We start from the raw sequence: 16,440 nt of genomic DNA on the forward strand, positions 1-16,440 counted from the left end.
CAGCTTAAACAGTTCCTACACCCCCGATTCAACGTTTGGAACGGACGGCAGAACTGCTGCGCGATTTGAACAAATGAATATTTTCCAACGCTCTGCCTGTACCGATTGCCACACAATCTAGAGGATTTTCTGCTACGATCACCGGCATTCCGGTTTCACCTGCCAACAGCTTGTCCAGGTTACGTAGAAGTGCTCCACCGCCAGTAAGTACAATACCTCTATCCATGATGTCCGCTGCCAATTCGGGAGGGCACTTTTCCAGTGTTACTTTAACCGCATCCACGATTGCATTGACTGTATCCGATAACGCTTCGCTAATTTCATCAGAAGTAATCGTAATCGTCTTCGGCAAACCTGTTACCAGATCACGCCCGCGAATTTCCGAGGTTTCCACTTGCTCTAATGGCATAGCTGAACCCACTTCCATTTTCAGTTGCTCTGAAGTCCGTTCACCAATCATCAGATTGTATTGGCGCTTCACGTATTGGATGATGGACTCGTCCATTTCATCGCCAGCGACACGCACGGAGCGGCTTGTTACAATCCCGCCCAGGGAAATGACTGCCACCTCGGTTGTACCTCCACCGATATCGACAACCATACTGCCTGTAGGCTCCCATACAGGAAGATCAGCGCCAATTGCTGCTGCAAACGGCTCCTCTATCGTATATGCCTCTCTTGCGCCTGCTTGCTTCGTCGCATCTTCAACAGCACGCTGCTCCACCGCAGTAATGCCCGAAGGTACACAAACCATCACGTTCGGATGGCGTGGAAACAAAGAGCGTTGGGCTTGCGCCTGACGGATAAAATATTTGATCATCGTTGCTGTCGTATCAAAATCAGCAATGACACCGTCCTTCATCGGACGAATCGCACGGATATTTCCCGGTGTGCGACCGATCATTTTTTTCGCAGATTCACCAACAGCCTCAATGGTTTTTGTATCTGTACGCAAAGCGACTACAGATGGTTCACGAACCACAATTCCTTTACCTCTTACGTATACAAGCGTGTTTGCCGTCCCCAAGTCTATTCCCAAATCTTTTGTAAAGCCACCCAGCATGATGTAATCTCCTTTTCTCTTCCCTGAAATCTGTTATCCATGTATAAGCGGTTTATTCAGGCCGGATTATCCGGTCGTGTTTAAATGTTTGATTTAAATATTATATTATATCAGACCTTGTTCCTTCAAACTTACAAAGGTCCCGTCCCCGATCACTATATGATCAAGCACGTCGATACCCACGATGTTGCCCGCTTCCATCAGGCGGCGAGTCAACTGGACATCTTCCGGGCTTGGCTTCGGATCACCGCTCGGATGGTTATGAGCGCAAATTATTGAAGCACTGCTGCATTTGATTGCTGCCCGAAATACTTCACGTGGATGCACGATGGCAGAATTCAGGCTACCCATAGATAGTGTTTCCTGAGCAATGACATGATTTTTAGTGTTAAGGAACAAGCATACAAAATGCTCTTTCTGCAAATAACGAAGCTGCTCAAACAACAGATCTGCCACATCCCGCGGGCAACTAATCACCGGGGTCTCCAAATGGCGAGACAATGCTAATCGACGCCCCAGTTCGATACCCGCTTTTAGCTGTATCGCTTTAGCATCCCCAATGCCCTTAATCTGGGTCAACTCGCTCAAGCTCATATCCACCAGTTGACGCAAATTTCCTGCCTGCTGCAAAATACGCTGCGCTAAATGCACCGAAGACTCATTTTGCGTTCCTGTACGCAGCAATATTGCCAGCAACTCCGCGTTGCTTAAGGCATCCGCCCCATATGTCATCATGCGCTCTCTTGGTCGTTCTTCATGGGGGAGGTCGCGAAGCATCAGTATTGGCGACTCCAGCATATGTTTATCCCCTTTATGGACGCAACACATTCACTCCAAAATCGGACAGCATGTCCGACAGCAAGGAAAGCGGCAATCCTACGACGTTAAAATAACAACCCTGAATAGATTCCACCAGCGTAGCACCCATGCCTTGAATGCCATACGCTCCTGCCTTGTCAGACGGTTCACCAGTATTCACGTATGCCACAATTTGCTCTTGACTCAGAGGCTTCATTGTAACCTCCGTTTGGCGATGTCTGACAAGCACTTCGCCGGTTCCGGTATGTATGCAGGCTACCCCGGTGTACACCCGGTGTGTCCTTCCCTGCAATGCAGTCAGCATGCGAACTGCGTCCGCATGGTCGGCTGGCTTGCCCAATACCGAACCATCCAGCACGACAATGGTATCACTGCCAATTACCAGTCCGGCTTCCTTCGACTGAGTGACGGTGTTCACGACCGCTTGGGCTTTGCGTGCCGCAAGGGTCTCCACGATTTGCTGAGGCGTCCAGCTCTCAGGCGTGCTCTCATCCGCATGACTTGGCACCACCTCAAAGGGGAGTCTCAAAAATGCGAGCAATTCCTTCCTTCTTGGTGAAGTCGATGCCAAAATAATGCGGGGCGTAATTTTCCCGTCCATAAGGGAAGCTCCTTTTCATCAGTTAGAGCCTGCGGTACAGCCAGAACGCGGCAATGATGCCGATCAGACTAAGCAGGCTCAATTCAAAATTTATTGTTATGTTGTAGCTGATAATATCCAGGTCCGCTCTCGGCGACCAAGATATCCTAGTGGGGTGGGTCAGAAAAGAAAGGAATTTGATCGATTGAAGGGCTTTGGCAATCCATGCACCCAAGAGCCAACCGAGCAATAAAAACAGTATAAGCATTCCTACATTTTTTTTCATCCTGATCTTCCCTCGCCATTTTTTGACACCTTCATTATTATACGGTGATTTGTACTGCAATACAAACAGAAATCCGGCATGGGGAACTATTTCCAGTTCCTTGCCGGAAAATAGGGTTAGCCTATTGTTTTATGAATTGGATAAATTCCTTCTCACGCAAAACATATTCCATCATGGAGGACTGAATCTCCCAAATGTGTTCCTTGGCTGTATTCTTATTATATTCCCCAAGTGCAGAGATCGCGCTGTTCATCGCCTTTTCAAGTGAGGTTGCGGAGGCAACCGCTTCCTTCGGAAGACCACTGGGAAGTACAGTGATATTTTGTGTCCACTGCTGATGCAGGTCGTTCAGCTCCTTCATGTCGGAGGCTGGCACCGTATTCGGACCTCCTTCTCCGAGCAAGGTTGAGGAAAGTCCGCTCAACTTACCCACCAATGAACTGCTTAACTGAAAAAAGCTAGTGAGTTTATCACCTTCGCCTCCGTAGGCCGCTTTTTCAAATCCAGGTAATTCAAGCTCACGAACATACAATTCGACTCCTTGTGTTTTCAACTGATTGCTGAGCAACTTGGCTTGCTCCCTATCCGGCGATATTCCTGCATATACCCGGTTTTGGTCCTCGGTATCCCCTCCTGCTGCAATACCTGCCTTTAACAGTTCTTCTTTTGCTTGTAAGGCCCGTTCTGGGGTGCTGAAAACTCCGTATTGCAACAAATAGTAGGTTTGAGGTGGTACCTGAGCCTCTATGACAGTGACAGGGACAGAATTCTCTTTTGCAGATATTGTATCCACACCAACAGATTCTTTAAAGACTGGTACAGCCTCCTCTACTGAAGGATCTGATCCCGGGACCATGCCTCCTCCGTTAAACAGTAACAACATAATATATCCAAACATGCCTCCGGTCACCAGCGCGCTGGCTACAGAGCCAACCAGTTTCCATCTAGAAGGGTGGGGCGGACGTCTTCTGTACTCTTCGCCAGAATGATAAGCTTCCTCATCCTCTTCCAGGCTATCCGGTAGAACTTCCGCATCTGACCAGGAAGCCGCAGAACGACCAAAGGGGTCATCCCATCCCTCTTGTACTCTTAATGTCGGAGCAAAACGCCGACTTGAAATGCGTTTATTCCGATCCTCAGGCTCATTGATCTTTGATTCTTGCGTAGTTACAGTATTTTTCTCCATTTCTCTGTTCCGTTCCGTTCCTTTATGCGGGTTATCAGTTTCACGCTGTTCGTTCATAATCGACTCGTTTTTGTACGGAAGCACCTGTAGCTTATCCTCCCGGCTTGTCTCCGGCAACTGTTGGTCGAACCGGAATGTCATCTTGGTCTTGTTCATGGATGCACTCCCTCCTTGTCCCATACTTCCTCATAGTCTGTTGTATGAGTCAAGCTAAGAATATATGCCCCAGCATTACAAAAAAGGGTATCCCGAAACACAGTCGTGTTCGGAATACCCTTAAATAATTGTAATTCATTGGCGCAACAGCTCATTTTTATACGGTTACACTTGCTGTCCGCGAAGATGGCGCGCTAACGCGTCACCTGCTTTCCAGATATCTCCCGCTCCCATCGTCAGCACAAGATCACCCGGCTGTAACCGATCTTTCAACTCCTCGATCACAGCTTCTTTGGTCGGCAAATAGATTGCATTAGCATTGCTGTTTTGGACGATTAAATCCACGAGCTTGGAAGAATGCACGCCTTCAATCTGTTTTTCTCCCGCTGGTGAATAAATATCGGTAATTATGACTTCACTAGCCTCGCTAAACGCGCGGCTGAACGCATCGAGCAGGAAAAAGGTGCGGCTATAGCGTTGCGGCTGGAATACAGCAATAATACGCTTGCCAGTCGCTCTCGCTGCGCTAATCGTAGCCTCAATCTCTGTTGGGTGATGCGCGTAGTCATCAATAATCAGTATGTCATTGCTTTCACCCAGTACTTGAAACCGACGCTTCGCTCCGTGAAATTCCACAATTGTAGCAGCGATTTGATCGAATGGAATCCCTGCTTCCAAACATGAAATCACAGTCGCCATCGCATTATACATGTTATGTTTACCCGGCACTGATAGTTCGATCGTTCCGAGTGCTGTTCCCTTACGGCTCATAGTGAAGCTTAATCGACGGTCACCTAATTGGATATCTGTCGCCATATAATCCGCTTCATGCTCCACTCCATAAGTAATGACCCGAGTCTGGAGTTGAGGCAGCATTTCCCGGATGTTCTGATCATCTGCGCATACAATAGCCGCTCCATCCGGTCGAATTTGACTCAAAAACTGTACATAGGCACTTTTCAGACGATTAAAGTCGCCATCATAATTTTCCAAATGATCTGCTTCAATATTGGTTACGATGCCTTGCCAAGGATGATATTGCAGGAAAGAACCATCACTCTCATCCGCCTCAGCAACGACAAACTCGCTTTTACCTGCTTTGGCATTCGTCCCCAAATTCGTGATTTCGCCGCCAATAATATACGTTGGATCAACGTTACATCTCTCCATAACCAGAGCGATCATGGAAGAGGTTGTCGTTTTACCGTGCGCACCCGCAACAGCTATTCCCTTACGTTCGTTAAGCAAGCGAGCCAGCATCTGCGAACGGTGCAGAGTTGGAATATTCAATTCCTCCGCTGCCACCCGTTCCACATTATCACGTGACAATGCTGTTGAATAGACGACGATATCCGCGCCTGCAATATGCTCAGGCGTGTGTCCAATATATATTTTTGCGCCTTTTGCCGCCAGTTTTTCTGTCAGCTCCTGTGATGCCACATCTGAGCCAGTCACGGTATAACCCATCTCCAGCATGACCCGAGCAATCGCGCTCATCCCGTAGCCGCCGATACCGATAAAATGAACATGTTCCGAAGTAATCAACAAATTTCACCAACCTTTTTCCGAATCGGTTTGATACATAAGGGTAGCCCGTACATCCGCAATAAGGTACAGCGTGCCGGACACCACCCCCAGATCTTCCGCTTCCGTATGTGACTGAAGCAGGCCAAGAGCCTTTTTCCAGTCACCTTCTACAATTATTTTTAAATCCGTTTTGGCATAAGACGGCCGCAGCTTCTCCACGAGATGAGCCAATTCAGCGGCATTCATTTTGCGGCGAAAATCGGGCTCGGTCAGGATAAGCGTATCCACTAGTGGCAGTATATGCTGCAAGTATGCTTTATGATGCTTGTTTGACAGCATCCCCATCATTAAAACCAATTTTTTGTACGAATACACTTGAGGAAGACTCTTGGCCAGCGTCTGTGCTCCTTCTGGATTATGAGCTCCATCAAGGACAATCCTCGGCGAGGTACTGACTTGTTCGAGACGCCCTGCCCAGGCAGTTTGCCTAAAGCCCTCCAGCAATTCTTCATCATCCAACACAAAAGCCATATACTGACGTAGAACCTCAAGTGCCATCATAGCTCCTGCCGCATTAGAACATTGGTGCTCGCCTAACAACGTGATGTCAATTTCCATATGTCGGAAGGGCCCCGCGAATGAAAAAGTCTGAGCTGTTTCATCCCCGTTTAGCCGTTCATACGTAAACTGTTCTCCTGCCAGGTACAAGGTAGCTCCTTGCTTTGCCGCCGTTTCACGTATGACCTGAATAGCCTCAGGTTGGGAAACACAACTGACGACAGGTACACCCGGTTTAATGATACCGGCCTTTTCCCTTGCAATCTGTTCGAGCGTATCTCCCAAAATATCCGTATGGTCATAGCCGACATTCGTAATGACCGAGACGATTGGACTCACGATATTAGTTACATCCATCCTTCCCCCGAGACCTGTCTCCCATACCACAACATCTGGGAAAGATACCGTAGCGTAGTATAAAATAGCCAACGCTGTCGACACCTCAAACATCGTAGGTGATCCCAATTCACTATCTGCAATTTCTTTCACCAACGGATACAAGCGATTGGCAAGCAAAACCAGCGTTTCATCGGGAATATCGGTCCCATTGAATTGAAAACGGTTCGTAAATCGGGTGATGTACGGAGACGTAAAAGTTCCGACATCGTACCCACATTTCAGTAGCACAGAGGTCAGAAAGGCACAAGTCGAGCCTTTACCGTTGGTTCCCGCAATATGCACAAATTTCAGATGTCGTTGCGGATCACCCAATTTACTCATTAGCTGTTCAATTCGTTCCAATCCAGGTCTGATACCAAACGGAATCAAGCCGTTAATCCATTCCACTGCCTCATCATAGCTTTGTAAAGGAGCCGTGTCTCCGCCCCTGATCGTATCTGACATCCTCTTCACCTTCAGGTCATTTTATTGTGAGTGAAATTATCCCTTGAGTTCTTCAATACGTGCGATAACTTTAGCGCGCTTATCTGAGTAATCCGCTTGCTTGGCCTTCTCTTCCTCGATGACTTTAGCTGGTGCCTTCGCCACAAAGCCTTGGTTAGATAACTTTTTCTCCACGCGCTCCACTTCACTGTTCAAATGCTGAAGTTCTTTTTCCAGTCTGCTAATTTCCTGGGCAATATCAAGCAGTCCGGCCAGCGGCAGGTACAGCTCTGCGCCGCTAACTATAGATGTCATCGCTTTATCTGGAACGGTGAACTCTAATCCCGCGTCGAATTCAGACGTATTACAGAATCTACGTACATATTCCCCATTGCGGTTAATGATATCGAGAACGGCTTGATCGCCGGGTTTTATGAGCAACTCAATTTTTTTACTCATCGGCACATTGACTTCAGCACGGATATTGCGCACAGCGCGAATTACGTCGATCAGCAAATTCATTTCTGCAACTGCATCCTTATCCTCAAAAGCTGGATCATAAACAGGCCAAGCGGCCAGTGTAATCGTTTCTCCCTCATGTGGAAGATGCTGCCATATTTCCTCAGAGATAAACGGCATGAACGGATGAATCATGCGCAGCGTCCGATCCAATACATATGCAAGTACGGACTGCGTTTTCTTTTTCGCATCTGCGTTGTCGCCATATAGGGAAAGCTTCGCAAACTCAATGTACCAGTCGCACAAATCATCCCAAATAAAGTTATACAGAAGGCGGCCTGTCTCGCCAAATTCATAAGCATCTATTAGACGCGTGATGTCGCGTGAAGTTTCGTTTAGACGATGCAGGATCCAACGATCAGCGGTGCTCAAGTCACCAGTAATGTCTATATCTGCCGAAGTGACGCCTTCCAGATTCATCAGCGCAAAGCGTGACGCATTCCAGATTTTATTGGCAAAGTTACGGGCCTGCTCCACCCGCTCCCAGCGGAAACGAAGGTCTTGCCCAGGCGTGCTACTGGTGGAAATCATATAACGCATGGCATCGGTACCGTATTGGTCAATCACGTCGAGCGGATCAACACCGTTGCCGAGGGATTTGGACATTTTTCTACCGTCCGCATCACGAACCAACCCGTGCATAAGTACGTCCTTGAACGGAATCTCTTCCGTAAACTCGAGCGCTGTAAAAATCATACGCGATACCCAGAAATAAATAATGTCATAGCCTGTAACCAAGACATTAGTCGGATAGTAGCGTTTGAGGTCCTCTGTCTGCTCAGGCCAGCCCAGTGTCGAAAACGGCCACAAAGCCGAGCTGAACCAAGTATCCAGCACATCCTCATCCTGTTTTAGCTTTCTGCCAGCATACTCAGGCAAAGTTGTAGGATCTTCCGCCGATACAATAACTTCTCCGGTTTCCTCATCGTACCAAGCCGGAATACGGTGTCCCCACCATAATTGACGGGAAATACACCAGTCACGCACATTTTCAATCCAATGCAGATAAGTACGTTCAAAGCGATCCGGTACAAAGTTTACCCCGTTGCCAGCCTTCTGCACTTCAATGGCTTTAGCTGCCAGTGGCTTCATTTCCACAAACCATTGTGTAGACAGATAAGGTTCTACAACTACACCAGTACGCTCACTGTGGCCTACTTGGTGTACATGCTCTTCAATACGAATCAGTACGCCCTGCTCTTTCAGATCAGCGACGATTTGCTTACGGCAATCGCTGCGATCAAGGCCTTGATATTTGCCTGCTTCGGCATTCATTGTTCCCGTTTCGTCCATCACCGTAATTTGTGGCAGCTGGTGACGTTGTCCCATTTCAAAGTCATTCGGGTCGTGAGCCGGTGTAATTTTAACCGCGCCGCTACCGAAATCTTTATCAACGTAGTCATCCGCAATGACCGGAATTTCCCGTCCGATGATTGGGAGCACAAGCATTTTGCCGATCATTTGCTTGTAGCGTTCATCTTCCGGGTGTACAGCTACAGCTGTATCGCCCAGCATCGTTTCAGGACGTGTCGTGGCTACCGTAATAAATCCGCTACCGTCTTTCAGTGGATATTGCAGGTGATACAGATTTCCGTTCACCTCTTTGTATTCCACCTCAATGTCCGATAATGCAGTACGTGCAGCAGGGTCCCAGTTAATGATGCGTTTACCGCGATAAATCAGACCCTTCTTGTACAGTTTAACGAATACCTCGCGTACCGCTTGGGACAGTCCCTCATCCAGCGTAAAACGCTCACGAGAATAATCGAGAGAAAAACCCATTTTCTCCCATTGGTTATGGATATTATCTAGATAAAGATCCTTCCACTCCCACACTTTCTCCAAAAACTTCTCGCGGCCCAAATCATAACGTGTCAGGCCTTCTTCACGCAGCTTTTGCTCTACCTTTGTTTGAGTAGCAATACCCGCATGATCCGCCCCTGGCAACCACAAAGCATCATAACCCTGCATCCGCTTGGCGCGAATAATAATATCCTGCAAAGTAAAGTCAAGAGCATGTCCAATATGCAACATACCTGTAACATTCGGTGGTGGAATAACGATTGTAAAAGGCTCTGCCTCTGGATGTTGCCCGGCGCGGAAATAGCCCTTCTCCATCCACGTTTTGTACCATTTTTGTTCTGCTGATTTTGGATCGTACGTTGTTGGCATTTCCAAGGTTGTCTTGTTGTCTTGTTCTGACATATCAGGATACCTCCATGATTTTTCAATTGGCAAATAAAAAAAGCCCTTCATCCTCAAAGGACGAAAGGCTGTTCTCTCGCGGTACCACCTTTGTTTCACCCCTAGTGTATGTATCCACTGATCCATTACACATGGTGTGACACTTTATGCAGATAACGGTTGCGGACCGGCCTTATTCTACCGTGAACCTCTTATCTTCCGTAGGAATTAAATGAGGAACCGTTCAAACAGGCGACTCCCGGGTGACTTCGGCCAGTAGCTTCCTGCGGAACCTCACAGCGCTGCAATTCCACTCTCTGAAGGGCTTGCTGCCTACTCTTCCCGATCTCAGTCTTTCAATAACTATACCACATCATACATTTCCCATTGACTATAGTCAACACCCGCTGTGCATTTTTCAGCAACCGGATCAAGGGATGTACAATACCTGTCCTTCTTCCACATGATGCTCCGCCAATCTGTTATACAGTTGAAGCTCACGTGTGCTGAGATGATAACGGTCAGCTATGGTTTCCAGTGTATCCTCGCGCTGTACTATGCATAACCGCACCTTACGAAAAGGTGTTTCATCTTGTGTATGAAAAAAAAGGTTCTTCCACTTGGCATTCTCCCGCTCTTCTTCGGCTTTCTGATCCTGATCCTGCGGCTCCTGCTCCAATTGCTGCTGGTATTCCGCTTCTTTCACCGAACGGCTGGATTGGAGCAATGATGAGTAGACAACCGGGTCTGGCTCGTCTGCCCCTTCATCCTTTTTACTGTTAAGCGCCACACGCATCTCTGGCTTATCCTCAGTAAAGGTGTCATGAGCCTCGTGATTCACCTGTTCTGACGCTTCAGGCCTGTAGTCGAAGTTATCTACTTGACTCGCTTCCAACTGTGGCTCTAGATAGACCTCGGACTCCGTAGCAGGATGCGGTTCAGACAGCAAAGGGTCATACACTACATTGGGAGATGCAGAAGATACCTTGGGCTCATTTCCCCCTGCCCATGCTTCCTTTTGCTGAAATCCCCACACTTCCGGAGACCCATGCTCATGTTTGACCTCGGGAGAGTTGTCTTCAACTGCTTTGCCCGTCCAAGGCTCATAGAATCGGTTAGGATCTACTGCTGGCTCATAAGCTTGCTGTTCCGACGATGACTGCTGTTCCCCATGGTCCTCAGACAGCTGTTCCCAGGAAACGGACTCCTGTTGTACTGGCACACTGTAAGAAGTTTCAGAGTCTGTAACATAATCGGAGGTCGAGTCATTGGTAGAATAGTCCTCAGCATGACGATGCTCTCCATCGGCGGAAAGGGATTGAACCGGATGCTCAGGTGCATGCACAACGGTAAATTCCTCATCCAGCCAAACCGCTGTCTCCTCGGCATGCGAGCTTTCCACGCCATGCAAAGAAAGAACGCCTGTAATGTTTAGACTACGTAAAGAGAGCAGGTCCACATCAAAATTTTCAATCTCGACAGAGATATCTTCCAATCTCCCTACGCGGTTTAGCGGAATGGTAATTTCCACAGGGATCAAATGATGAAGCTCGCTCGTGATCTGTTCAGGTGTGCGGTACACGCCCTCCAGCAGCAAATGCCCTCGCAAAGCGGCATGGTCGCCGTGGGTTACAACCTGAATGCGTGGCAGAAGCTCAATTTCCTCCAACTCAGCAATCCCGGCAGCTTCCTCCGTCAAATGAATGCGTTCATAAATATCAAAACGCAAGCCTTGCGGCTGATCATTCTGTTGTTTGTTCAAGGATGGCATCCTCCTTTGGGCAGTCTCCGCACATCCTCTGACTTCTGGTCAGGCGCACGGAAACTCCATATTGCAAACCGTTTCTAGGTTCAAGTATATGCGCCAAAATAGAAGGCATGCCATCTTTTATAGCTGTTTGTGCAGCTTTTGAAAATCATCCGGCCAAGCATCCTCTACGGTAATCGTTTCGCCACTCAGCGGATGACAGAAGATAAGACGCTCTCCATGCAGCGCCTGCCTGCCAAAATCAGTAGCCCGCCCCCCGTATAATACATCCCCAAGCAACGGATAGCCAGCATGACTAAGATGTACGCGAATCTGATGCGTCCGTCCTGTCTCCAGCGTCAGATATACGAGACTCACTGCACTTGAACCGCTTCCCCATACTTCCCCGAGTTCAATATGGGTAACCGCCTTCTGCCCAGTCGGAGATACACGACGACGCTGTTTATGATGCCTGTCCTTGCCAATTGGCCAATCCAACGTTCGCAGCGATGGAGGTACTTTTCCTCGTACCAAAGCTACATACCGGCGGTCGATATCCTTAGCTCTCATTTGCTCGTCCAGCTTGAGCAACGCAAATTCATTTTTGGCATATAGCACTGGGCCCGTCGTATCCACATCCAGACGATGTACATGCCGTACCGCCGCATGAATGCCATTCATTTCATAGTAGGATGCGACAGCATGATCCAACGTCAGCGGACCATCCTGCACACCGCCGTCCGGATGTACTGCCATACCTGCTGGTTTATGTACTACCAGGCAAAAATCATCTTCATACAGAACCTTCAAATCATACCAACGAGGGGTGATGCCAAGGTTCATTACAGGAAAAAGGGCCAGCCGCAGCCGGTCCCCTGTAAGTTCAATCTCTTTTTCATGGCGCAGTCTGCGCCACAGCTTTTCCGGTAATTCCAAACGATTCAGCAACCACTGATCTACAGCATCAGCACTGTTTTTTTCCCCGTCTGTGATTTCCCGTCCTGGCGTGACTTCCAGCCACGGTCCTCTTCTTTTCCAGCCACCTTGCCAGCTCATAGACGTTTGAGCGCGCGATAGTTCGCCTCAATGGTGGCATCAATATCCTCTACCGTATGCACGCCCGATACAAACATACCCTCAAATTGAGATGGTGCTACACTGACTCCCTCATTCACCATTTCAGTAAAGTAACGGCGGAAGTGGTCCTGATTACTCGTTTTAGCTGTGTCAAAATTGACAACCTTTTCATCTGTAAAAAATGGACAAACCATGGAACCCACGCGATTGATCGTGACAGGGATACCTAGCTCGTTCGCATTACGTTCGAATCCGGCTTGAAGTCGAGCTGCCCGCTCTTCCAAGCGATCGTATACTTCTGGCGTCAGCAATTTAAGTGTCGAATAACCTGCTGCCATAGCCAGCGGATTTCCACTAAGCGTACCCGCTTGATAAATTGGCCCCGATGGAGCAATCTGCTCCAGAATATCGCGGCGTCCGCCGTAAGCACCTACAGGGAGTCCACCACCAATCACTTTACCCAGACAGGTAAGATCCGGTGTCACACCAAAGCGACCTTGAGCCGAATGAAGTCCAACCCGGAATCCAGTCATCACTTCATCAAAAATCAACAGACTGCCGTACTGCTGGGTTACCTCACGCAAGCCTTCCAAAAATCCAGGCTGTGGCGGTACAACTCCCATATTGCCTGCTACTGGCTCGACAATAATTGCGGCAATCTCTTCGCCAAATTTCTCAAAAGCTAGCTTCACCGAAGCTAAATCATTATAAGGGACGGTGATTGTATGGGTGGCCACAACTTCAGGTACACCCGGACTATCAGGCAAGCCTAATGTGGCAACTCCAGAGCCTGCTTTAATCAGCAAGCTGTCCGCATGACCGTGATATGATCCCTCAAATTTTAGGATTTTACTACGGCTCGTAAATCCGCGCGCGAGTCGAATCGCACTCATAGTCGCCTCAGTTCCAGAGTTAACCATACGTACAATATCCATGGAAGGAACACGTTCACAAACGAGCTTGGCCATTTCGGTTTCTGCCAACGTTGGTGCGCCGAAGCTGGTTCCTTTTACAACAGCAGCCTGTAAAGCTTTAACCACTTCGGGATGTGCATGGCCCATAATAAGCGGTCCCCATGAACATACATAGTCTAAATAGGATTGACCATCAATATCAAATACGCGTGATCCTTCGCCATGGTCGATATATACAGGTGTAATCCCAACAGATTTAAAAGCCCGTACCGGGCTGTTTACTCCACCCGGAATGTATTGTTTTGCCTCATCAAAGGCTACTTTGGAGTTCGTATCCTTGCGCACTGTTCGTTGTTCGTCGATCATTCTGACCACTCCTATCTTCTAAAAATAGACTTATTGCTTCAACCATCTTGCCGCATCCTTGGCCGAATAGGTAATAATCATATCTGCACCCGCACGCTTCATACTTGTCAAAATCTCTAGCACCATTGCTTTTTCATCAATCCAGCCTTGAAGAGCCGCTGCCTTGACCATGGCATATTCACCACTAACGTTGTAAGCCACCATAGGCAGATCAAATTGATCCTTAATCGTGCGCATTACGTCAAGATAAGAAAGAGAAGGCTTCACCATCAGCATATCTGCCCCCTCCAGCACATCAGATTCCGCTTCTCGCAATGCTTCACGTGCATTGGCAGGATCCATCTGATAGGATTTGCGGTCACCAAACTGCGGCGCAGAATCTGCAGCCTCCCGGAAAGGACCGTAAAAAGCAGACGCATATTTGACGGAATACGACATAATCGGAATATGCGAAAATCCCTCAAGATCCAGCCCCTGCCGAATCGCCTGTACAAAACCGTCCATCATATTAGATGGCGCGATAATATCTGCACCAGCTCTGGCTTGAGATACAGCTGTACGTACCAGCACCTCCAGAGATTCATCATTCAATACTTCACCGCATACCTCACCATCATGCTCATGCATGTGCACCATACCGCAGTGTCCATGGTCCGTAAACTCACACAAACAAGTGTCAGCCACAACCAGCAGTTCGGGATAACGCGACTTGATCAGACGAGTAGCTTCCTGAACAATACCATCGTCCACAAAAGCCGAAGTCCCTACGCTGTCTTTTGTTTCCGGTATGCCAAATAGGAGCACAGCGGGAATGCCAAGCTCACTAATCTCTTTCAGTTCTTCCTCCAGCCGATCCAGAGAAAAACGGTATACACCTGGCATAGAGCTAATTTCCTGCTTCACCCCAGTTCCAAATGTTACATAGATCGGTTGGATAAAATCAGCGGGATTCAATACGGTCTCACGCACCATACTGCGGATTGCAGCCGACTGGCGCAAACGACGATGTCTGGTAAAAGGAACACTCATGATTACAAACCTCCATTTTTTAAACATTCATTAGTAAAAACAAAAAAATTATAATGTCATAACAGTACTTGATCGTTTCCACTCACATAACGATTGGATCAGACTTTCAATGGTCGCCTTCTCTGACATAAAACTCACAGTCAAGCCGGCTTGGGCAGCTGTCTCACCGGTCAAAGGACCTATCACAGCAATCGTAACTCCCTCCAGCAGCGACACTGGATCACTGATCCCCATTTGTCTGAGGGCTTCTAAGAAAAAGGTTACAGTTGAGGAACTGGTAAACGTAATCGCATGAATGGCACGCTCCTCAAGCAGCTTGAGAAGTTCATCATCCTGTGTGTTGGCTGCCAGCACAGTTTGATACAAATCAGCCTCGGTCACATGAAGTCCCATCTCCCTCAGCTTTTCTGGCAGCAACGACCGAGCTAGATCACCTCTTGGGAGAAATACGTTCTGCCCTGCCTGCAAATCCTGCTCAAATCCTTCGAGCAAGCCTTCTGCCTGAAAAGGGCCTTCGATCTGTTCTGCCACAATTCCGTGCGTCCGAAGCGCGGCTGCTGTAGCCGGTCCGACTGCGGCAATACGCGCTTTGAACAGCATACGTACGTCCTTGCCCTGTTCCTTTAAGTGCGTGAAAAAGTATTCCACTCCATTAACGCTGGTAAAAAACACCCAATCATATTCTGGCAGTCGCGCAAATGCCTCTTTAATTTTCTGTTTGGTTGGCTCGTCCGAAGGGGCGACAGTCTGGATAACTGGAAATTCATAGGGTTCGCCACCAAGCTCCTCAATCCGATGAACCAGACTGCTGGCCTGCGCGCGCGCGCGAGTAACCAAAATTCGCTTGCCAAACAAAGGCATGTCTTCAGCCCATTTTAATTGTTCACGTTGATTGACCACTTCTCCGACAACGATGACGGCGGGAGGCTGAAAATTCGCAGCCTTCACCTTAGCTTCAATATCTGCCAGCGTACCCACCAGCGTATCCTGCTCGGCGCGGGTTCCCCAGCGGATCAAGGCAACAGGAGTATTTGACGGCTTGCCGTGTTTTATCAGCTGTTCACTGATATAGCCGATCTTTGCTACACCCATCATAAAGATCAGTGTGCCCGTTGCGTTCGTCACTTTATCCCAATGAATACTTTGGTCGAGTTTATCCGGACTTTCATGACCTGTAATGATAGATAGCGATGAGGCCATATCCCGGTGTGTGACTGGAATACCCGCATAGGCGGGCACACTGATTGCTGATGTGATGCCGGGTATAATTTCATAGGAAATACCATGTTTACGCAGTAGCCCGGCTTCCTCGCCGACTCGTCCAAATATAGTGGGGTCTCCCCCTTTAAGACGAACAACTGTTTTTCCTTCCAAGGCCAAATCCACCAACAGCTGATTAATTTCCTCTTGCTTCATAGTGTGACGATCTGGCAATTTGCCAACATATATTTTTTGGGCCCCTGGCTTCATCAATCCCAAGAGGCGCGGGCTTGCCAGTCTGTCGTACACAATGACATCGCCCAATTGAATGCATTCCCAACCCTTAACCGTAATTAATCTTGCGTCTCCCGGTCCTGCACCTACCAAATATACTTTTCCTGCCATGC

The 16,440-nt window shown here is 48.3% G+C and carries 13 protein-coding genes and 1 other annotated feature; all 13 genes read right to left on the reverse strand.

Annotated features, from left to right (window positions below; all coding sequences use genetic code 11):
• Window positions 1-28 precede the first annotated feature (28 nt).
• The 13 genes from NSQ68_RS19560 to cobA all read right to left on the reverse strand — a co-directional run bounded on the left by NSQ68_RS19560 (window position 29) and on the right by cobA (window position 16,438).
• Window positions 29-1,063: a rod shape-determining protein gene (locus tag NSQ68_RS19560; RefSeq protein ID WP_013311600.1), complete on the reverse strand. Its 1,035-nt coding sequence runs from the start codon at window positions 1,061-1,063 to the stop codon at window positions 29-31.
• Window positions 1,064-1,168: 105 nt separating this feature from the next.
• Window positions 1,169-1,861: a DNA repair protein RadC gene (gene radC / locus NSQ68_RS19565; protein WP_025722728.1), complete on the reverse strand. Its 693-nt coding sequence runs from the start codon at window positions 1,859-1,861 to the stop codon at window positions 1,169-1,171.
• Between the two features lie 13 nt (window positions 1,862-1,874).
• Window positions 1,875-2,483, reverse strand: coding sequence for a Maf family protein (locus NSQ68_RS19570; protein WP_039272577.1), 609 nt, complete (start codon window positions 2,481-2,483; stop codon window positions 1,875-1,877).
• A 22-nt stretch (window positions 2,484-2,505) separates the two neighbouring features.
• Window positions 2,506-2,748, reverse strand: a complete 243-nt coding sequence (locus tag NSQ68_RS19575; protein WP_023989955.1) for a DUF4321 domain-containing protein — start codon at window positions 2,746-2,748, stop codon at window positions 2,506-2,508.
• 121 nt (window positions 2,749-2,869) lie between these two features.
• Complete coding sequence (locus NSQ68_RS19580) at window positions 2,870-4,090, reverse strand: SPOR domain-containing protein (RefSeq protein WP_342426931.1); 1,221 nt, start codon at window positions 4,088-4,090, stop codon at window positions 2,870-2,872.
• A gap of 165 nt (window positions 4,091-4,255) precedes the next feature.
• The gene (gene murC / locus NSQ68_RS19585; RefSeq protein ID WP_013311605.1) at window positions 4,256-5,635 is read right to left on the reverse strand and encodes a UDP-N-acetylmuramate--L-alanine ligase; all 1,380 of its coding nucleotides are present in this window, start codon (window positions 5,633-5,635) and stop codon (window positions 4,256-4,258) included.
• Between the two features lie 6 nt (window positions 5,636-5,641).
• Entirely contained in the window at window positions 5,642-7,018 is a 1,377-nt protein-coding gene (locus NSQ68_RS19590) for a folylpolyglutamate synthase/dihydrofolate synthase family protein (RefSeq protein ID WP_342426932.1), read from the reverse strand.
• Between the two features lie 36 nt (window positions 7,019-7,054).
• Complete coding sequence (locus tag NSQ68_RS19595; protein ID WP_342426933.1) at window positions 7,055-9,721, reverse strand: valine--tRNA ligase; 2,667 nt, start codon at window positions 9,719-9,721, stop codon at window positions 7,055-7,057.
• Between the two features lie 53 nt (window positions 9,722-9,774).
• Window positions 9,775-10,059, reverse strand: a binding site (T-box leader).
• A 71-nt stretch (window positions 10,060-10,130) separates the two neighbouring features.
• On the reverse strand, window positions 10,131-11,462 hold the full coding sequence (locus NSQ68_RS19600; protein ID WP_342426934.1) for a LysM peptidoglycan-binding domain-containing protein: 1,332 nt from the start codon (window positions 11,460-11,462) through the stop codon (window positions 10,131-10,133).
• 126 nt (window positions 11,463-11,588) lie between these two features.
• Entirely contained in the window at window positions 11,589-12,503 is a 915-nt protein-coding gene (locus NSQ68_RS19605; RefSeq protein WP_307353452.1) for an RluA family pseudouridine synthase, read from the reverse strand.
• Window positions 12,500-13,804, reverse strand: coding sequence for a glutamate-1-semialdehyde 2,1-aminomutase (hemL, locus tag NSQ68_RS19610; protein ID WP_307353451.1), 1,305 nt, complete (start codon window positions 13,802-13,804; stop codon window positions 12,500-12,502). The genes NSQ68_RS19605 and hemL overlap by 4 nt, the downstream gene beginning before the upstream one ends.
• A gap of 30 nt (window positions 13,805-13,834) precedes the next feature.
• On the reverse strand, window positions 13,835-14,833 hold the full coding sequence (hemB, locus tag NSQ68_RS19615; protein WP_028541574.1) for a porphobilinogen synthase: 999 nt from the start codon (window positions 14,831-14,833) through the stop codon (window positions 13,835-13,837).
• A gap of 48 nt (window positions 14,834-14,881) precedes the next feature.
• Window positions 14,882-16,438, reverse strand: coding sequence for a uroporphyrinogen-III C-methyltransferase (cobA, locus tag NSQ68_RS19620; protein ID WP_342426935.1), 1,557 nt, complete (start codon window positions 16,436-16,438; stop codon window positions 14,882-14,884).
• Between the last annotated feature and the right edge of the window lie 2 nt (window positions 16,439-16,440).

It is taken from the genome of Paenibacillus sp. FSL L8-0158, assembly GCF_038592965.1.
GTDB classification, from domain to species: domain Bacteria; phylum Bacillota; class Bacilli; order Paenibacillales; family Paenibacillaceae; genus Paenibacillus; species Paenibacillus polymyxa_D.